Annotated in this window: 24 protein-coding genes and 1 riboswitch; of the genes, 10 read left to right on the top strand and 14 right to left on the bottom strand. The window is 68.2% G+C overall.

Annotated elements, in window-relative coordinates:
* The first annotated feature begins 94 nt into the window (after positions 1-94).
* Positions 95-331, top strand: a complete 237-nt coding sequence (locus ACQEVY_RS15165) for a hypothetical protein (RefSeq protein ID WP_432948687.1) — start codon at positions 95-97, stop codon at positions 329-331.
* Here ACQEVY_RS15165 and ACQEVY_RS15160 read toward each other — a convergent pair.
* Together ACQEVY_RS15160 and ACQEVY_RS15155 are read right to left on the bottom strand one after the other, a co-directional pair.
* Positions 244-1,281, bottom strand: coding sequence for a ribonucleotide-diphosphate reductase subunit beta (locus tag ACQEVY_RS15160; protein ID WP_432948685.1), 1,038 nt, complete (start codon positions 1,279-1,281; stop codon positions 244-246). The genes ACQEVY_RS15165 and ACQEVY_RS15160 overlap by 88 nt on opposite strands.
* Positions 1,278-3,734: a ribonucleoside-diphosphate reductase subunit alpha gene (locus tag ACQEVY_RS15155; RefSeq protein ID WP_432948683.1), complete on the bottom strand. Its 2,457-nt coding sequence runs from the start codon at positions 3,732-3,734 to the stop codon at positions 1,278-1,280. Before ACQEVY_RS15155 ends, ACQEVY_RS15160 begins: the two co-directional genes overlap by 4 nt.
* A gap of 144 nt (positions 3,735-3,878) precedes the next feature.
* Positions 3,879-4,019, bottom strand: a riboswitch (cobalamin riboswitch).
* A gap of 102 nt (positions 4,020-4,121) precedes the next feature.
* Here ACQEVY_RS15155 and ACQEVY_RS15150 point away from each other — a divergent pair.
* Positions 4,122-4,361 carry a hypothetical protein gene (locus ACQEVY_RS15150; protein WP_432948681.1) on the top strand — a complete coding sequence of 80 codons (240 nt, stop codon included), beginning with the start codon at positions 4,122-4,124 and terminating at the stop codon, positions 4,359-4,361.
* A gap of 6 nt (positions 4,362-4,367) precedes the next feature.
* Here ACQEVY_RS15150 and ACQEVY_RS15145 read toward each other — a convergent pair whose 3' ends face one another.
* The 7 genes from ACQEVY_RS15145 to ACQEVY_RS15115 form a co-directional block, all read right to left on the bottom strand.
* Complete coding sequence (locus tag ACQEVY_RS15145) at positions 4,368-4,871, bottom strand: GNAT family N-acetyltransferase (protein WP_432948679.1); 504 nt, start codon at positions 4,869-4,871, stop codon at positions 4,368-4,370.
* Positions 4,872-4,995: 124 nt separating this feature from the next.
* Complete coding sequence (locus tag ACQEVY_RS15140) at positions 4,996-5,985, bottom strand: nucleoside hydrolase (protein WP_432948677.1); 990 nt, start codon at positions 5,983-5,985, stop codon at positions 4,996-4,998.
* 283 nt (positions 5,986-6,268) lie between these two features.
* On the bottom strand, positions 6,269-7,897 hold the full coding sequence (mctP, locus tag ACQEVY_RS15135) for a monocarboxylate uptake permease MctP (protein WP_432948675.1): 1,629 nt from the start codon (positions 7,895-7,897) through the stop codon (positions 6,269-6,271).
* On the bottom strand, positions 7,894-8,202 hold the full coding sequence (locus ACQEVY_RS15130) for a DUF3311 domain-containing protein (RefSeq protein ID WP_432948673.1): 309 nt from the start codon (positions 8,200-8,202) through the stop codon (positions 7,894-7,896). Before ACQEVY_RS15130 ends, mctP begins: the two co-directional genes overlap by 4 nt.
* Before the next feature lie 128 nt (positions 8,203-8,330).
* On the bottom strand, positions 8,331-8,531 hold the full coding sequence (locus ACQEVY_RS15125; RefSeq protein ID WP_189320768.1) for a CstA-like transporter-associated (seleno)protein: 201 nt from the start codon (positions 8,529-8,531) through the stop codon (positions 8,331-8,333).
* On the bottom strand, positions 8,503-10,641 hold the full coding sequence (locus tag ACQEVY_RS15120; RefSeq protein WP_432948671.1) for a carbon starvation CstA family protein: 2,139 nt from the start codon (positions 10,639-10,641) through the stop codon (positions 8,503-8,505). Before ACQEVY_RS15120 ends, ACQEVY_RS15125 begins: the two co-directional genes overlap by 29 nt.
* A gap of 128 nt (positions 10,642-10,769) precedes the next feature.
* On the bottom strand, positions 10,770-11,534 hold the full coding sequence (locus tag ACQEVY_RS15115; protein ID WP_432955224.1) for a GntR family transcriptional regulator: 765 nt from the start codon (positions 11,532-11,534) through the stop codon (positions 10,770-10,772).
* 343 nt (positions 11,535-11,877) lie between these two features.
* On the opposite strand from ACQEVY_RS15115, the gene ACQEVY_RS15110 reads away from it, so the two are divergent.
* The 6 genes from ACQEVY_RS15110 (at position 11,878) to ACQEVY_RS15085 (ending at position 17,563) form a co-directional block, all read left to right on the top strand.
* Positions 11,878-13,179 carry a sugar ABC transporter substrate-binding protein gene (locus ACQEVY_RS15110; RefSeq protein WP_432948669.1) on the top strand — a complete coding sequence of 434 codons (1,302 nt, stop codon included), beginning with the start codon at positions 11,878-11,880 and terminating at the stop codon, positions 13,177-13,179.
* An 87-nt stretch (positions 13,180-13,266) separates the two neighbouring features.
* Positions 13,267-14,262: a carbohydrate ABC transporter permease gene (locus tag ACQEVY_RS15105; protein WP_432948667.1), complete on the top strand. Its 996-nt coding sequence runs from the start codon at positions 13,267-13,269 to the stop codon at positions 14,260-14,262.
* 38 nt (positions 14,263-14,300) lie between these two features.
* On the top strand, positions 14,301-15,155 hold the full coding sequence (locus ACQEVY_RS15100; RefSeq protein ID WP_432955223.1) for a carbohydrate ABC transporter permease: 855 nt from the start codon (positions 14,301-14,303) through the stop codon (positions 15,153-15,155).
* An 8-nt stretch (positions 15,156-15,163) separates the two neighbouring features.
* Positions 15,164-16,717 carry a glycoside hydrolase family 3 protein gene (locus tag ACQEVY_RS15095; protein ID WP_432948665.1) on the top strand — a complete coding sequence of 518 codons (1,554 nt, stop codon included), beginning with the start codon at positions 15,164-15,166 and terminating at the stop codon, positions 16,715-16,717.
* A 70-nt stretch (positions 16,718-16,787) separates the two neighbouring features.
* Complete coding sequence (locus tag ACQEVY_RS15090) at positions 16,788-17,036, top strand: helix-turn-helix transcriptional regulator (protein WP_059416565.1); 249 nt, start codon at positions 16,788-16,790, stop codon at positions 17,034-17,036.
* Positions 17,033-17,563, top strand: coding sequence for a hypothetical protein (locus ACQEVY_RS15085; RefSeq protein WP_432948663.1), 531 nt, complete (start codon positions 17,033-17,035; stop codon positions 17,561-17,563). The genes ACQEVY_RS15090 and ACQEVY_RS15085 overlap by 4 nt, the downstream gene beginning before the upstream one ends.
* A gap of 71 nt (positions 17,564-17,634) precedes the next feature.
* On the opposite strand, the gene nagB is transcribed toward ACQEVY_RS15085, so the two are convergent.
* Positions 17,635-18,420 (bottom strand): glucosamine-6-phosphate deaminase, encoded by a 786-nt coding sequence (nagB, locus tag ACQEVY_RS15080; RefSeq protein WP_432948661.1) that lies wholly within the window; start codon positions 18,418-18,420, stop codon positions 17,635-17,637.
* A gap of 558 nt (positions 18,421-18,978) precedes the next feature.
* On the opposite strand from nagB, the gene ACQEVY_RS15075 reads away from it, so the two are divergent.
* Positions 18,979-20,442 (top strand): sensor histidine kinase, encoded by a 1,464-nt coding sequence (locus tag ACQEVY_RS15075; protein WP_432955221.1) that lies wholly within the window; start codon positions 18,979-18,981, stop codon positions 20,440-20,442.
* Between the two features lie 393 nt (positions 20,443-20,835).
* Here ACQEVY_RS15075 and ACQEVY_RS15070 read toward each other — a convergent pair whose 3' ends face one another.
* Positions 20,836-21,093, bottom strand: coding sequence for a WhiB family transcriptional regulator (locus ACQEVY_RS15070; RefSeq protein WP_016639615.1), 258 nt, complete (start codon positions 21,091-21,093; stop codon positions 20,836-20,838).
* 318 nt (positions 21,094-21,411) lie between these two features.
* A complete protein-coding gene (locus ACQEVY_RS15065; RefSeq protein WP_432948657.1) occupies positions 21,412-22,380 on the bottom strand; it encodes a diacylglycerol/lipid kinase family protein in 969 nt (322 codons plus the stop codon).
* Between the two features lie 91 nt (positions 22,381-22,471).
* On the opposite strand from ACQEVY_RS15065, the gene ACQEVY_RS15060 reads away from it, so the two are divergent.
* Positions 22,472-22,930, top strand: coding sequence for a hypothetical protein (locus tag ACQEVY_RS15060; RefSeq protein WP_432948655.1), 459 nt, complete (start codon positions 22,472-22,474; stop codon positions 22,928-22,930).
* Positions 22,931-22,987: 57 nt separating this feature from the next.
* On the opposite strand, the gene ACQEVY_RS15055 is transcribed toward ACQEVY_RS15060, so the two are convergent.
* Together ACQEVY_RS15055 and ACQEVY_RS15050 are read right to left on the bottom strand one after the other, a co-directional pair.
* Positions 22,988-24,088: an RNA polymerase sigma factor SigF gene (locus ACQEVY_RS15055; RefSeq protein ID WP_432948653.1), complete on the bottom strand. Its 1,101-nt coding sequence runs from the start codon at positions 24,086-24,088 to the stop codon at positions 22,988-22,990.
* Positions 24,085-24,498, bottom strand: coding sequence for an anti-sigma regulatory factor (locus tag ACQEVY_RS15050; RefSeq protein ID WP_328768733.1), 414 nt, complete (start codon positions 24,496-24,498; stop codon positions 24,085-24,087). Before ACQEVY_RS15050 ends, ACQEVY_RS15055 begins: the two co-directional genes overlap by 4 nt.
* Positions 24,499-24,578 lie beyond the last annotated feature (80 nt).

Below are 24,578 nucleotides of genomic sequence, written 5' to 3'. Positions count from 1 at the left end.
TGCCGCCAGTATGTCGGAAGCGTGGCAGGAAATCGAGGGTGTACGGCAGTCCTGCCACTGACGGTAAGGAGCAATCGGCGCGACAGTGGTGTCCATGGATACGACACGCATGGAAGCACTCATCGGAATGGTCACCGTCCTCGCGATCCTGGTCCTGCTCGTCCTCCCCGCCGCGATCGGAATCGCGCGCGACCGGCGCATCGACCGTCAGCTCAGGGAGGCCGAGCAGGAACGCCCGGAGGATCAGAAGTCCTCGTCGAAGCCGACGGTCCCCTCCACCGCCACCTGGTACGCCGAGGGCCGCCGCTCAAAGAAGTTGGTCAGCTCCTGAACGCCCTGCAACTCCATGAAGGAGAAGGGGTTTTCGGAGCCGTAGACGGGCGCCAGTCCGAGGCGTACGAGTCGCTGGTCGGCGACGCACTCCAAGTACTGGCGCATCGAGTCGGTGTTCATGCCCGGGAGACCGTCGCCGCACAGGTCGCGCGCGAACTGCAGCTCGGCCTCGACGGCCTCCCGGATCATGTCGGTGATCTGCCGGTCCAGTTCCTCGTCGAAGAGTTCAGGCTCCTCCTTGCGGACGGTGTCGACCACGTCGAAGGCGAAGTTCATGTGCATCGTCTCGTCTCGGAACACCCAGTTGGTGCCCGTTGCCAGGCCGTGCAGCAGGCCGCGGCTGCGGAACCAGTAGACGTACGCGAAGGCACCGTAGAAGAAGAGCCCTTCGATGCAGGCGGCGAAGCAGATGAGATTGAGCAGGAAGCGGCAGCGGTCGGCCTTGGTCTCCAGCCGGTCGATCTTCTCCACCCCGTCTGTTCCATCAAGTGCAGCCATCCACTTGAAGCAGAACTCCGCCTTCGCGCGGATGGACGGGATGTTCTCGACCGCGTCGAATGCGGCGGCGCGGTCCTCCGGGTCGGGGAGGTACGTGTCGAGCAGCGTCAAGTAGAACTGGACGTGCACGGCCTCCTCGAAGAGCTGGCGGCTCAAGTAGAGCCGTGCTTCGGGGGAGTTGATGTGCTTGTAGAGGGTGAGCACCAGGTTGTTCGCGACGATCGAGTCGCCTGTCGCAAAGAACGCGACGAGTCGGCCGATGAGGTGCTGCTCGCCGGGTGACAGTTTCGCGAGGTCGGTCACGTCCGAGTGGAGGTCGACCTCCTCCACGGTCCAGGTGTTCTTGATGGCGTCCCGGTAGCGCTCGTAGAAGTCGGGGTAGCGCATGGGGCGCAGGGTCAGCTCGAAGCCCGGGTCGAGGAGATTCTGGGTTCGGGTGGTGCTGGTCACTGGCAGGCCTCGCAGGACTCGGGGTTTTCGAGGGAGCAGGCGACGGCGTCGGGGTCCGGGTCTGCCTGCTGTACGGGGATGGGGGCGGCCGCGGCCGTGGAGGAACCGGCCGCGCGGGCGATGCGGGTCGCCGGGCGGGAGCGCAGGTAGTACGTCGTCTTCAGGCCCGACTTCCAGGCGTACGCGTACATCGAGGAGAGCTTGCCGATGGTCGGCGTCTCCAGGAAGAGGTTCACGGACTGGGACTGATCCAGGAACGGGGTGCGGGCGGCGGCCATGTCGATCAGGCCGCGCTGCGGGATCTCCCACGCCGTGCGGTAGAGCCGTCGTACGTCCTCGGGGATCCAGGTGAAGTCCTGCACCGAGCCGTTCGCCTCGCGCAGTGCCTCGCGGGTGCGGGCGTCCCAAACACACAGCGCCTTAAGCTCGTTGACCAGGTACGAGTTGACCTGGAGGAACTCGCCCGACAAGGTCTCGCGCTTGAAGAGGTTGGAAACCTGCGGCTCGATGCACTCGTAGACGCCGGCGATGGAGGCGATCGTGGCGGTGGGCGCGATGGCGAGGAGGAGGGAGTTGCGCAGGCCGGTGGTGGCGATGCGCTCGCGGAGGGCCGACCAGCGCTCGGGCCAGGTGAGTTCGACGTCGTAGTGGTCGGGGTGCAGTACGCCCCGGGCCGTACGGGTCTTCTCCCAGGCCGGGAGAGGGCCGCTGCGCTCGGCGAGGTCGGCGGAGGCTTCGTACGCGGCGAGCATGATGCGCTCGGCGATGCGGGTGGAGAGGGCCTTTGCCTCGGCCGAGTCGAAGGGAAGCCGCAGCTTGAAGAAGACGTCCTGGAGGCCCATCGCGCCGAGGCCCACCGGCCGCCACTTCGCGTTCGACCGGCCTGCCTGCTCGGTCGGGTAGAAGTTGATGTCGACGACGCGGTCGAGGAAGGTGACGGCGGTACGGACGGTGGAATCGAGCCGTTCCCAGTCGAGATCATCGGTCGATGTATCGACAAAGGCACCCAGATTGACGGAACCCAAGTTGCAGACCGCGGTCTCCCCGTCGTCCGTCACCTCCAGGATCTCCGTGCAGAGGTTGGAGGAGTGGACGGTGTGGCCGGGCAGGGCGGTCTGGTTGGCGGTGCGGTTGGCGGTGTCCTTGAAGGTCATCCAGCCGTTGCCGGTCTGGGCGAGGGTGCGCATCATGCGGCCGTACAGCTCGCGGGCGGGGATGGTCTTCCTGGCGAGACCGTCCGCCTCCGCCTTGCGATAGGCGGTGTCGAACTCCTCGCCCCACAGGTCGACCAGTTCGGGCACGTCGGAGGGCGAGAAGAGCGACCACAGGCCGTCCTCGTCGACCCGCCGCATGAACTCGTCCGGGATCCAGTGCGCGAGGTTCAGGTTGTGCGTACGGCGGGCGTCCTCACCGGTGTTGTCGCGCAGCTCAAGGAACTCCTCGATGTCGGAGTGCCAGGTCTCCAGGTAGACGGCCGCGGCACCTTTGCGCCGGCCGCCCTGGTTCACGGCGGCGACCGAGGCGTCGAGGGTCTTCAGGAACGGGACGATGCCGTTGGAGTGCCCGTTCGTACCGCGGATCAGCGCACCGCGGGAACGGATCCGGGAGTACGCGATGCCGATGCCGCCCGCGTGCTTCGAGAGCCGGGCGACCTGGTGGTAGCGCTCGTAGATCGAGTCCAGCTCGTCCTTCGGGGAGTCGAGGAGGTAGCAGGACGACATCTGGGGGTGGCGCGTACCGGAGTTGAAGAGGGTGGGGGAGGAGGGCAGGTACTCGAGGCGGCTCATCAGGCGGTAGAGCGCGGCGACTTCGTCGACGGACCGGGCGCTGTCGTCTTCGGCCAGTCCGCTCGCCACGCGCAGCATGAAGTGCTGTGGCGTCTCGATGACGTTCCGGGTGATCGGGTGCCGCAGGAGGTATCGGCTGTGGAGCGTACGGAGCCCGAAGTAGCCGAAGCGGTCGTCGCCTTCGGGGTCGATGAGCGCGTCGAGGCGAGCCGCGTGGATCCGTACGAACTCGGCGGTGCGGTCGGCGATCAGGCCCTCGCGGTGCCCGGCCACGACCGACTCGGAGAAGGACCGCACGCCCTGCGAGGCGGCCTCGGCCGCGATGCCGATGGCCAGCAGCCGGGCAGCCAGCGTCGAATAGGCGGGGTCCTCGGAGATCAGGCCCGCGGCCGCCTCGGTGGCCAGCTCACGCAGCTCCGCCACGTCCGCACGGGCGGACCGGACGCGCAACGCCGCGGCGGCGACCCGTCCGGGGTCGGTGTCGGGGAGGTCGGCGGTGAGGTCGGTCAGGGTCCGCAGCAAATCAGAGGGGCGGCCCGAAGGGCCTCCGTTGAGGGCGGTGGTGGGAGACGGGCGGGCGGTTCCTGGTCCGTCGGCCTCGGCCCTGTCCTGCTGCTGGTCCAGGGGCGCGTTCGCTGAGACCGGATCGGCCGGCGCGATGGTCACGTGGGGCTCTCCCTCGCTCGGTAAGGGGCCAGCGTGGAGAGGGGGTTCGGGGGCACACGGGCGTACGCGCACTGTGGCAGCGGGACGCCGCGTCCACCGGCCCACTCCGCGAGGCCCGGACGTCATGGTCACCCGGGCCGCACCGGCCTGGGCACGCTGCCGGCAGGTCCTCGGACTGACGCTCGCGCACGGCCCGTCCCGGGGACAGACATGCACAAGTACACCGTTGCGGGACAGTTCCGGATTCGCACCGGATTCCGCTGCGGCGGCAGCGAGGATGAGCATACATGTTGTGTTGGGCTTGGGGAGTGCACCCCACATGTTGTGTTGGTGTGGCGGAGCCTCGGTGGGACGCGCGGGCGCGGGGCGTTGCGTTACGGTGCCTCCATGAGGCCGGAGACCATCAGCTTCCGCCCGGACGACGAGACGTATAGCGAGCTGGAAGAGCTGGCTGCTGCCTGGCGCGTCACTCCGGCGGAGGCGATCGGAACGGCTGTGCACGAGGCGTACGTGCGTGAGCAATACCGGCGCGCCGCCGCCGAGTTGGACGAGTGGCGCAACGACCCTGCCTATCAGGCGGAGGTCGCTGACGCGCGAGTGGAGGTTGAAGACTCGCGCGTGTGGTGACGGCTTCTACAGCTCCAACTCGTAGGCCAGCAGGTTCAGGTCGTCGAGGTGGGGGATCGGGTTCCAGTCGCGTTCTGGAGTGCGGGTGAAGCCGAGGCGTTCGTAGATGCGGTGGGCTGCGTGCATGGCGCGCTGGGTCGACAGGACGATGCCTACGCAGCCTTCGGCCCGTGCGCGGTCCATGCAGGCGCGTACGAGGGCCTCTCCGATGCCCCGGCCGCGAGCCTCCGGGGCGACGGCGAGCATCCGTATCTCGGCCTCGCCGGGTTCCGCGATGTCGGCCATCGGTCCGCCGGAGGGTACGAAGGTCACGCCGCCCAGCACGCGACCGTGCTCGACGGCGACCAGCACCTCGGCCGCGGCGGCGCGCTTGGCGACGTTCCGCAGCTCGCCGAGGTACTCGTCGCTCTCTCCGAAGTCGAGCAGACCGTCCCCGAGATAGGCCTGCGCGGTGATCTCACCGAGGGTTTCGTACTCCTCCGGGGCTGCTTGCCTGATCGCGATGTCCATGCGGTGCAGTGTGCATCACGGGTGTGACAGCGGCTTGTGGTTTTCCCTGCGCTGGGGCTCAGTACGGGCTCACCGTGCGGGGATCTCGGTACGGGGACTCAGCGCGGGGGTTCAGTGAGGGATCTCAGCCCACACCCGGCCACTGCTGCAGCGTCGCCACGAAGTCCTTCACGAAGTCGCGGGGTCCCGGGCCCAGCGCGACGCTGCCCGTGATGGACAGGCGGGCGGTGAGGGTGGGGGAGTCGGCGTAGTAGACGCGGTGGGCGCCCGCGGGGGCGAACACGGTCTTGCCGCGGGTGAGTTCGCTCGCCGACTCGACGATGACCGCGCCCTCCGCGGCCGTGATGAACGACTCGTCCGCGCACACGCCCACCGCGAGCGGATCGTGCAGCGGGCAGGCGTCGCCGCCGCCGTGGAGGCGGTACGCGTCCATGTACACCCGCAGCAGGCGGGCGGCCAGGGCCGTGCCCGTGCCCGCCGCCTCCAAGACGGCCAGGTCGGCGGGGCGGAGGAGCCAGCGGAGCGAGGCGTCCAGGTCGACCATCGTGAACGGGATGCCGGACGAGACGACCACCTCGGCGGCGTCCGGGTCGGCCCAGATGTTGAACTCGGCGACCGGGGTGATGTTTCCGGGTACTTGCGCGGCGCCGCCCATGAACACGAACTTCTTGACGCGGTGGGCGAAGGCCGGGTCCTCGAGGAGGGCGATCGCCACGTTGGTGAGCGGGCCGGTGGCGCAGACGGTGAGGTCGCCCTCGTACTCGCGGGACAGTCGTAGCAGCGCCTGCGCCGAGGACTCCGTCAGGTGCGGGGCCGTGGAGTCGGGCAGTGTCTCGTTGCCCAAGCCTGCCTTGCCGTGGAAGGCGGACGCGGACGTGTAGGGGAGGCGGGTCAGGGGGCGGCCGGCGCCTCGGTGGACCGGTATGTCGGCGTCGATGCGCATTGCTCGGGCGAGGGCTCGGGCGTTTCGGTAAGTCTGCTCGGCGGGGAGGTTGCCTCCCACGGAGGTGTAGGCCTTCAGGTCCCACAGCCCTGTACCGAGGAGGTACTGGAGGGCCAGGGCGTCGTCTATGCCGGGGTCACTGTCGAGGACGATCGGTGAGGGAGGGGGCACGGTGACCAGCGTAGCGGCGGGCGGTTGTGCCGCTGGGGGGAGTTCGCCCCCGCCGCCCCTACCCGTCCCATACCAAGGGGCTCCGCCCCTGGACCCCGTTGGGGGCTTCGCCCCCAGACCCCCCATCGGCCTGGCGGCCTCGTCCTCAAACGCCGGACGGGCTGAAATCAGCCCGTCCGGCGTTTGAGGACCGGGGTCTGGGGCGGAGCCCCAGGGACGGGAATGGGTAGGGGCGGCGGGGGCGAAACACCCCCCGGCCCCACCCCCTTAGTGCCCCACCCCCTTAGTGCCCCGCCCCCGCCGTAGCCGGCGGCAGCTCCACCTGCACCCCCGCATCCCCCGCATCCGCCGTGTAATCCCCCGGCGACGTCTCGTCGACACCATCAGGCGCCTTCGCCGCGCGCAGCACGAACGTCAGGATCACCGTCACCACCACGTTCAGGACGAACGCCGTCAGCCCGATGTACCCCATCTCCCCGAGCCCCGGAATCTCCGCGTTGGAGCCGCCGAAGTGCTTCTGGGTCGGCGAGGCGACCCCGTACGCGGCCACCGTGCCGTACACCATCCCGACCACCCAGCCCGCGAGCAGCGCCCAGCGGTGGAACCAGCGGGTGAACAGGCCGCCGACCAGGGCGGGGAAGGTCTGGAGGATCCAAATGCCGCCCAGGAGCTGGAAGTTGATCGCGACCGTCTTGTCCATGGTCAGGACGAAGGCGAGCGCGCCCACCTTCACAAGCAGCGAGACGAGTTTCGAAACCTTCGTCTCCTGAGCCGCGGTCGCGTCGGGCTTGATGAAGTCCTTGTAGATGTTGCGGGTGAAGAGGTTCGCCGCCGCGATGGACATGATCGCCGCCGGTACGAGCGCACCGATGCCGATCGCCGCGAAGGCGACTCCCGCGAACCAGTCGGGGAACATCGTCTCGAAGAGCTGGGGGATCGCCAGCTGCCCGTTCTCCACCTTGATCCCGGCCGCGATCGCCATGAAGCCGAGCAGCGCGAGCAGCCCCAGCATCAGGGAGTACAGCGGCAGAATCGTGGTGTTGCGGCGGATCACCTCACGGCTGCGCGAGGACAGCGTCGCCGTGATCGAGTGCGGGTACATGAACAGCGCGAGCGCGGAGCCCAACGCCAGCGTGGCGTACGTCCATTGGCCCGCCTCGGCCGGGACCAATGCGCCGCGCGGCGCCCCTGTCGCCTCGTTGGTCTGGCTGTACGCGTCGCTGGCCGCGGCGAAGATGTCGTCGAAGCCGCCCAGCTTGATCGGGATGTAGATGATGGCCACCGCGATCACGATGTAGATCAGGGTGTCCTTCACGAACGCGATCAGCGCGGGGGCGCGAAGACCCGACGAGTACGTGTACGCGGCCAGCACGCCGAAGGCGATGAGCAGCGGCAGGTCCTTGATGAACCAGTTCGTGTTCTCGCCGCCGCCGACGCCCATCACGTCGAGGACCGCCTGGATGCCGACCAGTTGGAGCGCGATGTACGGCATCGTGGCGAGGATGCCGGTCACGGCCACCGCCAGCGACAGGCTCTTCGAGCCGAACCGCCCGCGCACGAAGTCCGAGGTCGTCACATACCCGTGCTTGTGCGACACCGACCACAGCCGCGGCAGGAAGGTGAAGATCAGGGGGTAGATGAGGATCGTGTACGGCACGGCGAAGAAGCCGGCCGCGCCCGCCGCGTAGATCGCCGCCGGGACCGCCACGAACGTATAGGCCGTGTAGAGGTCGCCGCCGAGCAGGAACCAGGTGACCCAGGTGCCGAACGACCGTCCGCCCAGGCCCCATTCGTCCAGGCTGTTCTCGTTCTCGGCCTTGCGCCAGCGCGAGGCCAGGAAGCCCATGACCGTGACGGCCAGGAAGAAGAAGATGAAGACGGCGAGTGCGACGCCGTTCACGCCGTCCTTCATGCCGACGCACCCCCGTTCTGGGAGGCCTCGGACCGGTCGGCCTTGCGGGCGCGCTGGTCACGCTGCCACAGCTGGTACGCGATCATCGTGAGCGCCGTGGAGATGAGCACCCAGGCCATCTGGTACCAGTAGAAGAACGGGATGCCGATGAACGTGGGATCCGTCTTGGCGTACGAGCCCACCCAGAGCATCGCCACGAACGGCGCGAACAGGCAGAGGCCGATCACCACACGCACCGGTGTCACCACCGGTGGATTCACTTCTGACGCACTTGGCGCATCCGGCGCATCTGTCGTTTCTGACATATCGCGGCTCCGTCCCCTCACTGATCACCTGATGCAAGCGCAGGAAATCTAAGGGACAGTTCCGCCTCATGGAACCCCCGTCCGGAATACGGAAATAAATGTGCGCATTCCGTGGCGACTACGTGTGATCAGCAGCAGCGGAACCCCTGCCGTGGATCCGACTCCTGCCGCTCCGTGCGCTCCCGCTCGAACTCGCGGCGGGACGGCACGAGCGCGTCCGGATGCGCCGTGCGGACATGGGTGACATAGCGGTCGTACGCGGACTCGTCGGTCAACTCCCGTACGTACCACCGCACCGACCTAAGAACCCGGAGCAGCCCCGACAGCATCACGTTCCTCCTCTTTCTCCTCGCGGGTCGGGATCAGCCCGGCCGGGGCGACGATCTTCGACTCCACGTACGGTGCCTCGCTGAGTGTGGACAGCGCGGGGCGGCGTACATGCCTGATGCATACCCTGGCAGCGTCCACGATCACGATCACTATGAGCAGCGCGAGAACCGCCGAAAGGACGCCGTCCACGGTGGAGTTGGTGACGACGGTACGCATGTCGTCCATGGTCTTGGCCGGCGCGAGCACCTCGCCGCGGTCGATCGCGTCCTGGTAGACCGAGCGCTGCTTGAAGAAGCCGACGCGCGGATCGCTGGAGAACACCTTCTGCCAGCTCGCCGTCAGCGTCACCGTGGCATCCCAGGCGAGCGGAATCCCGGTGACCCAGGCCCATTTGAGGCGCCCGGACTTCACCAGCAGCGTCGTACAGACGGCCAGCGCGACCGCCGCGAGCAGCTGGTTGGAGATGCCGAAGATCGGGAACAGCTGGTTGATGCCGCCGAGCGGTTCATGGACGCCAACCCACAGGAAATAGCCCCACAGGCCGCAGACGATGGCGCTGGTGATGACGAGCCCGGGCTTCCAACTCACGTTCTTGAAGGGCTTGTAGACGTTGCCCAGGGTGTCCTGGAGCATGAAGCGGCCCACGCGGGTGCCCGCGTCGAGCGCGGTCAGGATGAACAGCGCCTCGAACATGATCGCGAAGTGGTACCAGAACGCGCGCAGACTGTCCCCGGTGATCTGGGAGAAGATGTCCGAGATACCGATCGCGAGCGTGGGCGCACCGCCGGTCCGCGACAGCAGGGACGCCTCCTCGACGTTCCGCGCCGCCGCCGCCAGGTCCTCCGGGGATATCTGGTAGCCCCAACTCCCCACCACCTGCGAGGCGTTCTGAACCGTGTCGCCGATGACACCGGCGGGCGCGTTCATCGCGAAGTACAGACCCGGGTCGATGACCGACGCCGCGATCAGCGCCATGACCGCGACCGACGACTCCATGAGCATGGAGCCGTACCCGATCATCCGGACCTGCGTCTCCTTCTGGATCATCTTCGGCGTCGTACCGGAGGAGATGAGGGAGTGGAAGCCGGACAGCGCCCCGCAGGCGATGGTGATGAAGACGAACGGGAAGAGTGAGCCCGCGAAGACCGGACCGTCGCCGCGGGAGGCGAAGTCCGTGACCGCGTCCATCTTCAGCGTCGGCAGGGCGACGATGACGCCGAGCGCGAGCAGGAAGATGGTGCCGATCTTCATGAAGGTGGAGAGGTAGTCGCGCGGCGCAAGGAGCATCCACACGGGCAGGATCGAGGCGATGAAGCCGTACGCCACCAGCCAGATCACGAGTGTGGAGGGCGCCAGAGTGAACGCGTCGGCCCACGAAGACTCCGCGACCCACCGGCCGGAGACCAGCGCGAGCAGCAGCAGCGCGATGCCGATCAGCGAGACCTCGGTGACCCGCCCCGGCCGCAGCACCCGCAGGTAGAAGCCCATCAGCAGGGCGATCGGGACCGTCATCGCGATGGAGAAGGTGCCCCAGGGCGATTCGGCAAGTGCGTTGACGATGACCAGGGCCAGTACCCCGAGCAGGATGATCATGATGGCGAAGGCGGCGAGCAGGGCGGCCGCGCCGCCGAACGGGCCGATCTCCTCGCGCGCCATCTGCCCGAGCGACCTGCCGTCGCGGCGCGTGGAGAAGAACAGGACCACCATGTCCTGTACGGCGCCCGCGAAGATCACGCCGGCGACGATCCAGATGGTGCCGGGCAAGTACCCCATCTGTGCGGCCAGTACGGGCCCCACCAGCGGGCCCGCGCCGGCGATCGCCGCGAAGTGATGGCCGAGCAGCACACGCCGGTCGGTCGGATGGAAGTCGATGCCGTTGTTGAGCCGCTCAGCGGGCGTGGCCCGGGTCTTGTCGACCTTGAGGACCTTGTTCGCGAGGAACTTCGAGTAGAAGCGATAGGCGATGGCGTACGAGCCGAGAGCCGCCGCCACCATCCACGCGGCCGACACCTCCTCGCCTCGCGAGAGCGCCAGTACGGCCCAGCCCGCCGCGCCCACCAGCGCGACGAGCGTCCAGATGACGATGGATCGAGTTTTCGCGGTGCGCACCGGGTCGTCCTCCCGTCCATGCGATGACGGGGAGGACCGTAAAGGAGGTGAGGGAACAGCGCCACACCGCGTGCACCAGTAGTTTTACGTCGTACGAACTGACGTGCCCCGCAGGGACTTTGAGGGTCCTACTCCTGAGGCCGCTTCAGCCTAGCCACGAACTTGTACCGATCCCCCCGGTACACCGATCGCACCCACTCCACCGGCTGCCCGTCCTTGTCCAGCGAATGCCGGGACAGCATCAGCATGGGCAGGCCCACGTCCGTGCCGAGGAGGCCGGCCTCGCGTGGGGTGGCCAGAGAGGTCTCGATGGTCTCCTCGGCTTCGGCGAGATGGACGTCGTACACCTCGGCCAACGCCGTATACAGCGACGTGTACTTGACGAGTGACCTGCGCAGCGCCGGGAAGCGCTTCGCGGACAGATGCGTCGTCTCGATCGCCATCGGCTCGCCGTTGGCCATGCGCAGTCGCTCGATGCGCAGCACCCGGCCGCCCGCCGAGATGTCGAGCAGTTCGGCCAGGGTGTCGTCGGCGGTGATGTAGCCGATGTCCAGGAGTTGCGAGGTGGGTTCGAGGCCCTGGGCCCTCATGTCCTCGGTGTACGAGGTGAGTTGGAGCGCCTGGGAGACCTTCGGCTTGGCGACGAACGTGCCCTTGCCCTGGATGCGTTCGAGCCGCCCCTCGACGACGAGTTCCTGGAGTGCCTGACGGACGGTGGTGCGCGAGGTGTCGAAATCCGCGGCGAGGGTGCGCTCGGGCGGTACGGACGTTCCGGGCGGCAGCGTCTCCGTCATGTCGAGCAGGTGCTTCTTGAGGCGGTAGTACTTGGGCACACGCGCGGTACGGATGGGGGACCCACCCTCGTTCTCCGCACTGCTCACGTCGGTGCTCATCCTCATGCCTTCCCGGCTCCTGGTGCCGATGCGGCCGACGTACGCGTCGGCACGGCTCACATCGTGGCACGGCCTGTCGTGCGAGTGTCCCCCGCACGCTCCGTGATCTCCCCTATATACCGTTCACCATTACCTCTGGTCTAGTCCACCACGTTTAAGTGGTCCACTCGGGGCTAGCGAGCCCACCTGCTCTTTTTGCCACTTTCCTGCTTAAAGGTTCTTGAATATGTAGTTCTCGTAACGGACGTCCGGACGGGCCTGTTCGCCGTTGACACCCCTCTAGGTCTAGGCCAATCTTCGGCTACTGGTCTACACCACTGGTGGCCAGGCGAGGAGGGGTGACATGAAGCGCAAGCTCATCGCGGCCGTCGGTGTCGCGGGCATGATGGTCTCCATCGCGGCGTGCGGAGGCGGCGGCAGCAAGGCGGCCGAGGATCCCAAGGACCGCAAGGGCGAGTTGACGGTCTGGCTGATGGTGGACGCCCAGACGAGCTGGCCGGAGCTGGTGAAGCAGGCCAACACCGAGTTCAACGCGAAGTACCCGGGCGTCAAGGTCAACGTCCAGTACCAGCAGTGGGGCGACAAGACCAAGAAGCTCGACGCCGCCCTGTCCGGCGACAAGTTCCCCGACGTGGTCGAGCTCGGCAACACCGAGACCATGACGTACATCCTCAACGGGGCTCTCGGCGAGATCGACGAGAAGAAGTACGACAACTCCGACACCTGGATCGACGGCCTGAAGGACACCTGCTCCTACGAGGGCAAGATGTACTGCGTGCCCTACTACGCCGGTGCACGCGTGGCCATCTACAACAAGGACATGTTCAAGGCCGCCACCGGCAAGGCCACCCTCCCCGAGACCGAGGCCGAGCTGACCGAGGCGCTGGACCAGGTCGAGGCCGAGTACGGCAAGAAGGACAAGGCGTTCTCGCCGCTCTACCTGCCGGGCCGCTACTGGTACGCCGCCATGTCGTACGTCGCCGCGTACGGCGGCCAGATCGCCGAGTACGACGAGGGCGGCAAGAAGTGGAAGGCCACGCTCTCCTCGCCCGAGGCGCAGAAGGGCATCCAGCACTACGTCGACCTGGTCAAGAAGTACAACAACGGCGACCAGACCAAGGACGAGCAGGACCACGCCAACGTCATGGCCAACAAGAAGACGGCCCTGATCTACGGCAACGGCTGGGAGTCCGGCAGCGTCATCGACCCGGCCGCCAACGGCAACCCCAAGCTGAAGGACAAGATCGTCACCGCCGGCATGCCCGGCCCGAACGGCAAGGCGCTGCCCAGCTTCATCGGCGGCTCCGACCTGGCCACCGTCTCCAAGTCCGAGAACCAGGACCTGGCACAGGACTGGATCTCGATCTTCACCAGCGAGAAGTCGGAGGCGGCGCTCGCCGAGAAGGACATCCTGCCGAACAACACCAAGCAGCTGGAACCGCTGAAGGCCAAGCCGGAGACGGCTCCGATCGCGAATGCCGTGCCGGACGCCTGGTTCACGCCCATCGCGCCGGGCTGGGCCGCGGTCGAGAAGAAGGAAACGCTCGAGCTGATGCTGCTCGACATCCTCAAGGGCACGTCGGTCGCGGAGGCCACCAAGGCCGCCGACGCGGAGATCGACGAGCTGATCAACGAGGCCTCCTGACGCCTTGATCCTGCGGGGACGGCGGGCCAATCCCCCAAGTCCGCCGTCCCCGCACCCCGGTTCCGGTCCGAACGGAAGGCCAGCACAGTGAGTGCCGCCGAAATGAAAGCACCCGCCCCTCCGGTGTCCGTCCCTCCGCAGCCCGCGCACCGCGACACCCCGCCGGCGCCGGCCCGGAGAGCGCCGAGGAAGCGGGCGGGCGCCTATCTGCCGTACGCCCTGATAGCCCCGACGGTCGTGGCGATCGCCGCGGTGTTCGTCTGGCCGCTCGTCAAGACGGTGATCATGTCCTTCCAGGACGTGGGCCGCCGGGAGCTGTGGACGGGCCAGGCGGCCGAGTGGGTCGGCTTCGAGCAGTTCACCAACATCCTCGGCGACAGCGAGTTCTGGGACGTCGTCTGGCGCACGGTGCTGTTCATGGTCGCCTGCGTCGTCACCACCATGGGCGCCGGGCTGCTCCTCGCCCAGGCCATGCAGCGGATGAGTACGTGGATCCGGCTCGCCCTGACCGCGGCGCTGGTCGCCGCCTGGGCCATGCCGCTGCTGGTGGCGACCTCGATCTTCCGCTGGTTCGCCGACTCCGACTACGGCGTCGTCAACATGGTGCTGACGAAGTATCTGGGCCTGGACTTCCGCGGCCACAACTGGTGGCTCGACCCCAAGCAGGGCTTCCTGATCATCGCCGCGGTCGTCATCTGGGGCGCCATCCCGTTCGTCACCATCACCCTCTACGCCGCCCTCACCCAGGTACCCAGGGAACTGGAGGAGGCGGCGGCGCTGGACGGCGCGGGCGCGCTCGGCGTATTCCGCTACGTCACCTGGCCCGTCATCAAGCCGGTCTTCCAGATGGTCGCCACGCTCTCGGTGATCTGGGACTTCAACGTCTTCGGCCAGGTCTTCCTGATGCGCGGCAATGAACCGGAGCCCGAGTACAGCCTGTTGGGCATCTACTCGTTCGAGAAGGCCTTCGAGTCCAACTCCTTCAGCCAGGGCGCGGCCATCTCGCTCATCACGGTGCTGCTGCTCTCCGGTGTGGCCGTGTACTACCTGCGCCAACTGCTCAAGATCGGAGAGGTCGAGTGAGCGCCACGACGTCCACGCGCCCGGGGCGGCTTGCCCGCCTGGGGTCCAGTACGGCCCCCCGCCCGGACCGCAAGAAGAACAGCCGGCACGTCTACAACCTCGTGGGCATCATCGCCCTGCTCGTGATGGCCTTCCCGGTCTACTGGCTGGTCGTCAGCGCACTGCGGCCCAACCACGAGATCCGCAGCTACGACCAGACGCTGTGGCCGTCCTCGGTCTCCTTCGACAACTTCAAGCGGGCGATCGACGCTCCGAACTTCGGCTCGGCGATCCAGTCCAGCCTGATCATCTGTGTCACCGCCGTGGTCGGGGCGATGGTGCTGTCGACGATCGCGGCCTTCGCGATCGGACGGTTCCACTTCACCGGCCGCAAGGCGTTCATGATCACGCTTCTGGTGATCCAGCTGCTGCCGCCGACCGCGATGCTCATCCCCATCTACATCCAGCTCAACGGCCTGGGCGCGCTCAACGAGTACTGGGGCGTCATCGTCATCTACCTGGTCTCCGCACTGCCCTTCGCCACCTGGATGATCCGCGGCTTCGTCATCAACATCCCCAAGGAGCTGGAGGAGTCGGCGATGGTCGACGGCTGCAGCCGGATGGGCGCCTTCTGGCGCGTCATCTTCCCGCTGCTCGCTCCGGGCCTCGCCGCCGCCTCGATCTTCTCGCTCATCAACGCGTGGAACGAGTACCTGCTCGCCTACGTGGTGCTCCAGGACAACGACAAATACACGCTGAACGTGTGGCTGATGAACTTCACCACGTCCCGCGGCGTCGACTACGGCGCACTGATGGCCGCCTCGACACTCATCGCTCTCCCGGTGGTCGTCTTCTTCATGCTCGTCCAGAAGAAGATGGCCTCGGGGCTTACTTCCGGCGCCGTGAAGGGATAACGCCACCGATGACGACACTCACCGATGGAACCTCCACTCTGACCCGCGACGCCCTGGCCGTCCTGCAGCCCGGCTTCACAGGCACCACCGCTCCTGACTGGCTGCTCCGGCGGCTGGGGGAGGGTCTTGCCTCGGTCGGCCTCTTCGGCCGGAACATCGCCTCACCCGATCAACTCGCCTCCCTGACCGCCCAGTTGCGCACCGAGCGCGACGACGTCCTGGTCGCCATCGACGAGGAGGGCGGTGACGTCACGCGCCTTGAGGTGCGTACGGGCTCGTCGTTCCCGGGCAACCACGCGCTGGGCGCGGTGGACGACGTCGCGCTGACCCGGGAGGTCGCCGCCGAACTCGGCCGCCGCCTGGCCGTCTGCGGCGTCAACCTCAACTGGGCCCCGTCCGCCGACATCAACTCCGACCCCGGCAACCCGGTCATCGGCGTACGCTCCTTCGGCGCCGACGCGTCCCTGGTGGCCCGGCACACGGCCGCGTACGTCTCCGGCCTTCAGTCCGCCGGAGTCGCCGCCTGCGCGAAGCACTTCCCGGGCCACGGCGACACGGCGGTCGACTCGCACCACGCGCTGCCGCGCATCGACGCGGAGCTGCCGGTCCTTCAGACCCGGGAGCTGGCCCCGTTCCGTGCGGCCATCGAGGCGGGCACGCGCGCGGTGATGACCGCGCACATCCTGGTCCCGGCCCTGGACCCGGACCGCCCCGCGACCCTCTCGCCCCGCATCCTGACCGGGCTGCTGCGCGAGGAACTGGGCTACGACGGCCTCATCGTCACCGACGGCATGGAAATGCGCGCCATCTCCGGCACGTACGGCATCGAACGCGGCAGCGTCCTCGCGATCGCCGCCGGCGCCGACGCCATCTGTGTGGGCGGGGGGCTCGCGGACGACGAGACGGTACTGCGACTGCGGGACGCGCTGGTCGCGGCCGTACGGTCGGGCGAGCTGGCCGAGGAACGGCTGGCCGACGCGGCAGCGCGCGTACGGGCGCTGGCGGCCTGGACGGCTTCGTCGGAGAAGCCGGGACCTGGGCGGGGAGCGGCTTCTGCGTCGGGCTCACCTTCGGGGCCGAGTGCCCTGTCGGCCGGGCACTCCGGGAGCACGCACCGTGCCGACGTCGGCCTGATCGCGGCGCGACGTGCGCTGACCGTGACGCGCGCGGAACACTTCACGCGGGTCACCGAGGCGCCGTACGTCGCCGCCTTCACCCCCGTCGCCAACTTCGCCGTCGGCGACGAGACCCCGTGGGGCGTCGCCGCCGAACTGCGGCGCCTGCTGCCGGGTACGGAGACGGGGAGCTTCGCGGGGGAGCGGGCCGGGGCCGAAGCGCTCGCGGCCGCGGGAGGCCGGCGGATCGTCGCCGTGGTGCGTGACGCCCACCGCCACGCGTGGATGGCCGCGGCCCTGGAGACCGTCCTCGCCGCCCGCCCCGACACGATCGTGGTCGAGATGGGCGTACCCCAGTCGCCACCGCGGGGCGCGCTGCACATCGCCACCCACGGCGCGGCCCGCGTCTGCGGCCGCGCGGCGGCCGAGGTCATCGCCGGCTTGTAGGCGGGCGGTTGGCACGGCGATTCGTCGAAGCGGGTTGTAAGGCTGCCTTCAAATGTAGTACTTCTTATACATGAGCGAGCAGGTGCACAACAGGCTGGCCATGGTGCGCGCCGAACGGAAGGTGTCGCGCCAGAGCCTGGCCGAGGCAGTGGGAGCCCACTACCAGACCATCGGCTACATCGAGCGGGGGCAGTACAACCCGAGCCTCGACCTGGCACTGAAGATCTCGAAGTTCTTCAATCTGCCGGTCGAGGCCCTGTTCTCCCTCGAACCGTTCCGGCCGCTCACGGACGAGGTCTACGGGAGGAACCAGCCATGACGACAGCGCGGATGAGCCGCTACGACCGGAGCATGCTGCGGCTCATGAACGACCGCCGCGGCCAGGCCTTGTACGCCACGGCGGCGCGCCGACGTCTGACCGTCGCCGTGCACATCACGCTCACCGTGGCCATCGGCGGACTGATGACCCACATGTTCCTCGCAGAGGGCGAACCGCTGTGGCCCGTCGCCGCGATGGCGGTGCTGCTGCTTCCCTGGATGGTCGCGACCGGCATCATCAACGGTGCCACCCGAGGCCTTCTGGAGCTGCGCGAACACGTACTGGACGAGCGGCAGTCGGCGGAACGCAGCCGCGTCGTGACCCGGGCCCACCGGATGACGACCCTGCTCCTGGCCGCGGCGGCGACAGCCCTGCTGATCACGGGCGGTGTCAACGGCGACGCCCCGAAGGCCTACGCCGCACCCCTCCTCATCGCCGTCCTCGTCGTCCACTGGATCATGCCGCTGTGGGTGGCCGGCCTATGGGCCCAGGACGAGCCGGCCGAGGAGGAAGAGCCGGTGGCCTAAGGGCCGGAAACCCCGCCGAGACTGTGCCCCCGCAGACGCCCATGAGCGCCCTGCGGGGGCTCTTCATGCGCCTATATGCCTTGCCATCCCGGCTTGTTGGCGTAGGTGTGCCGGAAGTAGTCGGCGAGCTTCAGCTTGGCCGCGGCGGCCTCGTCGACGACGACCGTCGCGTGCGGGTGGAGCTGCAACGCCGAGGCGGGGCACACCGCGGCGACCGGCCCCTCCACCGTCGCCGCCACCGCGTCCGCCTTGCCCTCGCCGGTGGCGAGCAGCACCAGGTGCCGGGCGTCCAGAATGGTGCCGATGCCCTGCGTGATGACGTGATGCGGAACCTGCTCGATGTCCCCGTCGAAGAAGCGCGCGTTGTCGATGCGGGTCTGTTCGGTCAGCGTCTTGATGCGCGTACGCGAGGCGAGCGACGAACAGGGCTCGTTGAAGCCGATATGCCCGTCGGTTCCTATGCCGAGCAACTGGAGATCGACGCCGCCCGCGTCTTCGAGCGCCTTGTCGTACGCCTCGCAGGCCGCCCGTACGTCCGACGCCGTCCCGTCCGGCCCCATGAAGGCCTTGGCTTCCAGCCCGAGCGGCTCCAGCACCTGCCGCCGCAGCACGGAACGGTACGACTCCGGATGCTCGGCCGGCAGCCCCACATACTCGTCGAGCTGCGCGATCCGGGCTCGCGAGACATCGACGGCTCCGGCACGCACCTTCGCCGCCAGCGCCTCGTAAACGGGCAACGGCGTCGACCCGGTGGCCACCCCGAGCAGGGCGTCGGGCTTGCGCCTGAGCAGCTCCGCCATGGCCTCGGCGATGAGCTCGCCACCCGCCGCGGCGTCAGGAACGATGACAACTTCCACGCTGGGCCTGCCGTTCTGAAGGATCCGAAGGAGATCTGAAAGAGGGGGGACTCAACGACGTCTGTGGTTTAGACCAATCTAGCAGAACCGCAATCCGCTCCCACTCCTGAGCCGTACGGGGTTAGGGTGCGGGGTGGATGCTGCGCGCGAGGTTGTTGGATAAAGACACAGCAACAAACATCCGCCAACGCGTAGACATGGCGGAGTGGTCTAGTCCACAATTGCAGAGACAAAGCTTGAAAGCGCAACGGAACGATCAAGCAGTCTGACCGACCAAGCCTCCGTCTTCCCCGCACAGGAAGGCGGACCGAGGAACCGGGGCTCTCTGCCCTGACTGCGCCGGCTCCTCATCCTTCGGCCGACCGGGACCGCACACCCCACGGCCGTTGCTGCTCCGGGCTGCGGTGCCGGGAGGGTTGAGGGTCCCTCTCAGGCGCCGCGGCCCGCGGGTGCTGCATCATTCCGGGGGCGACCCCCGGACCCCCCAGCCGTTTGCTCGCCGAGCCATGTTTTCGGGCCATGTCCGAGTGCCCAGGTACGCTCGCACTCGTGCCCTCCATGAACGACCTCGTCCGCCAGCACACCGCCCTCGGTGACTCCGATCTCGAGTGGCTCCACCTGCTGGTCTCGGAGTGGCAGCTTCTCTCCGACCTCTCCTTCGCCGACCTCGTCCTGTGGGTTCCCACCCGCGACGGCACCCGGTACGTCTCGGTCGCCCAGATGCGCCCCAACACCGGCCCCACCTCGTACCAGGACGACATGGTCGGCCACCTCGTCCCCCGCGGCCGCCGCCCCATGCTGGACGCCGCCCACGACGAGGGCCGGATCGTGCGCGAGGGCGACCCGGAGTGGCGCGAGGAGGTTCCCGTACGGGTCGAGTCCATCCCCGTGAGCAGGGAGGGCCGCGTCCTGGGTGTCATCGCCCGCAACACCAACCTGCTCACCGTGCGCACCCCTTCACGCCTCGAACTGACCTATCTCCAGAGCGCTTCCGACCTCGCGCAGATGATCGCGGCGGGTTCCTTCCCGTTCCCGAACCAGCAGGTCGACATGGACGCCTCGCCCCGGGTGGGCGACGGCCTGATCCGGCTGGACGCGGAGGGCGTCGTCCAGTACGCCTCGCCGAACGCGCTGTCCGCGTACCACCGCCTCGGCCTCGCCGCCGACCTCGTCGGCCACCACCTCGGCAAGACCACCGCCGAACTCGCCCCGTCCCGCGGCCCGGTGGACGAGGCCCTGGCCAAGGTCGCCAGCGGCTGGGCGCCCCGCGAGTTCGAGATCGAGAGCGACGACGGGGTGATCCAGCTCCGCGCGATCCCGCTCAAGCCCAAGGGCACGCGGGTCGGTTCACTCGTACTCCTGCGGGATGTCACCGAACTCCGGCGCCGCGAGCGCGAGTTGATCACGAAGGACGCGACCATCCGGGAGATCCACCACCGGGTGAAGAACAACCTCCAGACGGTCGCCGCCCTGCTACGGCTCCAGGCCCGCCGCATCGATTCCGACAAGGGCCGAGAAGCCCTCGAGGAAGCGGTACGCCGCGTCGGATCGATCGCGATCGTGCATGAGACGCTCTCTCAGAACCTGGACGAGCGCGTGGAGTTCGACGAGATCGCCGACCGCGTCCTCGCCATGGTGGCCGAGATCTCACCGGGCAAGGTGACGGGCCGGCGCACCGGTCGCTTCGGCATCCTCGACGCCGAGGTCGCGACCCCGCTCTCCATGGTCCTCACAGAGGTCCTGCAGAACGCCCTGGAACACGGCTTCCGCGAAGGCGACCGCGGCACAGTAGAGGTCTCGGCAGTCCGCGGCGGCACCACCAAACAGACCCGCCTCTTGGTAACAGTCCAGGACGACGGCATAGGCCTCCCCCCAGGCTTCGACCCCAAACGCTCGGGCAACTTGGGCCTACAGATCGTAAGAACCCTGGTGGAGGGCGAGTTGGGCGGAACCTTCGACATGGTCCAGGCCCCGGACCGAGGCACGCAAGTGATCCTGGACATCCCGGTCCGATCACACTGAGCGCTCCGCTGGAAGCGCAGTGATGAGGCTGCGGGCCGGCGGGGGCTGGTCGCGCAGTTCCCCGCGCCCCTTACGGGGCGCGGGGCTGTGTCGATGTGTGGCTCCGCCGCGTGGGGCGCAGCGCCCTAAGGAGCGCGGTAGCGCTCTAGGGGCGCGGGGCTGTGACATTTGCGGCTCCGCCGCGGGGCGCGACCAGCCACAACGAATCCGCAGCTTAAAAACCACCCCTCCAACGGAGCCCAAACACAGCAATGCGCCTTGGATCACTCCGTGATCCAAGGCGCATTGCTCATTCGCGTACGCATCGGCGGGTACTGCGCGCTGCGGCTCGGGGGCGGGAGATGCGTACTCGCCGTACGCGCCGCCAAGCTCAGGCTGTTGCGGGGTGGGTTGTCAGGCGGAGGCCTGACGGGCCCGGTTGCGGGCGGCGCGGCGCTTCATGGCGCGGCGCTCGTCCTCGCTGAGACCACCCCAGACGCCGGAGTCCTGGCCGGACTCGAGCGCCCACTGCAGGCACTGCTCCATGACGGGGCAGCGGCGGCAGACGGCCTTGGCTTCCTCGATCTGCAGCAGCGCAGGACCGGTGTTGCCGATGGGGAAGAAGAGCTCGGGGTCTTCCTCGCGGCAAACGGCGTTGTGACGCCAGTCCATGGCTGCTACCTCTCCTTGGTATTACATGCGGGTTTGCTTGTGAATGTGAACGCTTTCACGAATCCCTCAACAAGTGAAGGGCCGACTACCAGACGGACTGGTGTCGTCCTTGAAGTGAGGAGGGGTTCTGGCTCTCTGTGGGGCCGATTCTGCGGGCCGCCCCGAGCGCCACGTAGAGACTCGCAAACCTCAGCGGCGGATACAACCCCTTCTGGAAAGTTTTTTTTGATTCCTCGGTGTCGACTAGGTCACAGCCGTACTTCCATGGGGTGGATCCTGGCCTAAACGTTCGAGTGAAAGGACTTTAGCCCCTTCTGCTCACACAATCACACGCAGTGCACGGCGAACGCCTGTGAACGTCACGCTCGTACGCAGCCCTAGATGGTCGCCGTCCATCTGAAGGGGGAGTGGCACCTTCGAATGCAAGGTGAAGTCCGTCAGGTCGTGCAGGGAGAGGGCGTGCTTTCCATGGGGCCCCCGCTCGGGGGACGAAGTGAGCAACTGCGTGGCATATCGGGCGACCGCCGCCGTGGACATCCGGCTGAGACCCAGTACGTCGAGGCCGGTTTCGAACGAGGCCTTAGGTGACGCATACACCGGGCGATTGCCGAGATACGTCCAAGGCGAGGTATTGCAGACGATCGACATCACCAAGTCGGACACAGGATCCTCACCGGACCGCTCCAGGGTGATCATGCCGTGCCGCCGATGGGGCTCGTCCAGGAACTGGCGCATCGCCTGGCGCAGATAAAGGGCGTGCGTGGAGCGCTTGCCGCGCTCACGCTGCTGCTCGACCCGTCCTATGACGCCCGCGTCGAAGCCGAAGCCCGCGCAGAACGTGAACCAGCGGGACGGCACCGCCTCGTCGTCCGTGCCCGGAGTGCCGGCCGCGATGCCGAGGCCGACCGTGCGTTCCGTGCCGTCGCGCAGCGCGTCGAGCAGGGCGCCGGTGGCTTCCACGGGCTCGTTGGGCAGGCCCAGGGCGCGGGCGAAGACGTTGGTGGAGCCGCCGGGGACCACGGCGAGGCGGGGCAGACGGTCCGGATCGGGGCCCTGGTGCAGCAGGCCGTTCACGACCTCGTTGACCGTGCCGTCGCCGCCGAGGGCCACGACCAGCTCTATGTCCTTGCTCTCCGCCGCCTGCCGGCCGAGGTCCTTGGCGTGCCCGCGGTACTCGGTGGTGACCGCCTCGAGCTTCATCTCGCTCGCCAGGGCGTGGATCAGGACGTCACGCGTGCGTGCGCTGGTGGTAGTAGCTGCCGGATTGACCACGAGAAGTGCACGCATGCGATGCAGCGTACCTACCTGGTGGTACCCGGCCCATACCGAGGGGGGATCAGGCGGTCGGGGGAGGAGGGCCGAGGGCTACCCTGCAGGAGTGAGCGCTGCGAAGACCCCCACCCCGGACGCATCGGACGCACCCGAGACGGGCCCCCGCCCCGGGCGGCTGACCGCCGCGGCGGCGCTGGCCGCTCTTGAAGGGCTCGCGCTGGTCGCGGCCGGCGTCTACATCCTGGTGATGGGGCTGGCCGGCGAACCGGACGACCGGCAGCAGGCCGTCACCGGAGGGGTCACGCTGATCGTGCTCGCGCTGCTGCCGCTGCTGGCCGCGCGCGGGCTGCTCAGGCAGCGCAGCTGGAGCCGGGGGCCCGCGATCATCACGCAGATCATGGCGCTGCCGGTGGCCTGGACGCTCCTCCAGGCCGACAGTCTGGCCATCCCGGGGGGCATCGCCCTGGCCGTCGTCGCGGTCGCCGCGCTGGTGTTCCTGCTGAACCCGGAGACGACCCGGGCCCTCGGCATCCGCGGACCCGGGAACGCGCAGAACCAGAAGTAACCGGCGCATTCAGCCTCGTACGAGATCAGGTCCGTACGACCGCCCTTAGTGGGGCGCCTACTCCTCGACGAGCAGCTTTTCCCGCAGCTGGGCCAGTGTTCTGGCCAGGAGGCGGGAGACGTGCATCTGGGAGATGCCTACCTCCTGGGCGATCTGCGACTGGGTCATGTTCGCGAAGAAGCGCAGCAGCAGGATCCGCTTCTCGCGCGGGGGCAGGTCCTCCAGGAGGGGCTTCAGGGACTCGCGGTACTCGACGCCCTCCAGGGCCTCGTCCTCGGCGCCGAGGGTGTCGGCGACCGCGGGGGACTCGTCGTCCGTGTCGGGGACGTCCAGGGAGAGCGTGGAGTATGCGTTGGCGGACTCCAGGCCCTCCAGGACCTCCTCCTCCGAGATGGCCAGCTTCTCGGCCAGCTCATGCACGGTGGGGGAGCGGCCGTGCTGCTGCGAGAGCTCCGCGGTCGCCGTGGTGAGCGCCAGGCGCAGCTCCTGAAGCCGGCGCGGGACGCGCACCGCCCAGCCCTTGTCGCGGAAGTGCCGCTTGATCTCGCCGACCACCGTCGGCGTCGCGTACGTGGAGAACTCGACGCCGCGCTCCGGGTCGAAGCGGTCGACCGACTTGATCAGGCCGATGGTGGCGACCTGTGTGAGGTCGTCCAGCGGCTCCCCGCGGTTGCGGAAGCGGCGCGCGAGATGCTCGACGAGCGGGAGATGCATCCGGACCAGCTGGTTGCGCAGCTCCGCGTACTCCGGGCTGCCGTCCGGCAGTTTGCGCAGCTCGATGAACTTGGCCCGAGCCCCGCTGCGGTCGTGGGGATCGTGCTGGACGTGCTGTACGCCCGTGGCGCCTTCGGCGGCGCCGCCCGCGTTCCGCTCATGCTGCTCGTGCTGCTCGCTCATAGTCCCGCCCGTCACCCGCAGCCGCCCTTCCGGGGGCGCTCCCCCAGACTCCGTCCCGGGAGATCCCCCTGGAACCCCGATCAGAGGCGCCCCGGCCGCCGAGGAGTCGTCCTCCGGGTGCGGCCGGGCCTGCTGCTCGGGGATGCCGTCGGCACCCTCCGCCGCCATGCGCCGGGGCCCGCTCAGGCCGCCGGCGCCCTCAGCGGGAAGTTCTCGTGTGCCGCGCTCTTCGTCCCGCACCGGCCCGTCCCCATTCCTCACGCCGGCCCGGGTCCCGCGCCGCGCTGTTTGTAGAGGCTGATCGAAACGGTCTTGTCGTCGGCGACCGAAGAGGACACCTTGCCCGCGAGGGCCGACAGCACGGTCCAGGCGAACGTGTCCCGCGAAGGCGCGTGGCCGTCGGTGGTCGGGGCCGAGACCGTCACCTCCAGCGAGTCGTCGATCAGGCGGAAGACACAGCTGAGGACGGAACCGGGCACGGCCTGCTGCAGCAGGATCGCGCACGCCTCGTCGACCGCGATGCGCAGGTCCTCGATCTCGTCGAGGGTGAAGTCCAAACGCGCCGCGAGTCCGGCCGTGGCCGTACGCAGCACCGACAGGTAGGCACCCGCAGCCGGCAGCCGGACTTCGACGAAGTCCTGGGTCGCGGGCTCGCCTGCGAACTGGGACACCCTCACCTCCAAGGTGGTACAAGCTCTATCAGGGGCCGAGGGTCGCCCCTCGGGGTAACGCGCTACGTGGTTCAGCGGTG

The sequence above is a fragment of the Streptomyces sp. CA-288835 genome, from assembly GCF_050936385.1.
Classification (GTDB): Bacteria; Actinomycetota; Actinomycetes; order Streptomycetales; family Streptomycetaceae; genus Streptomyces.
Note: the sequence above shows the minus strand (reverse complement) of the source record. Positions and strands in the feature narration are given on the sequence as shown.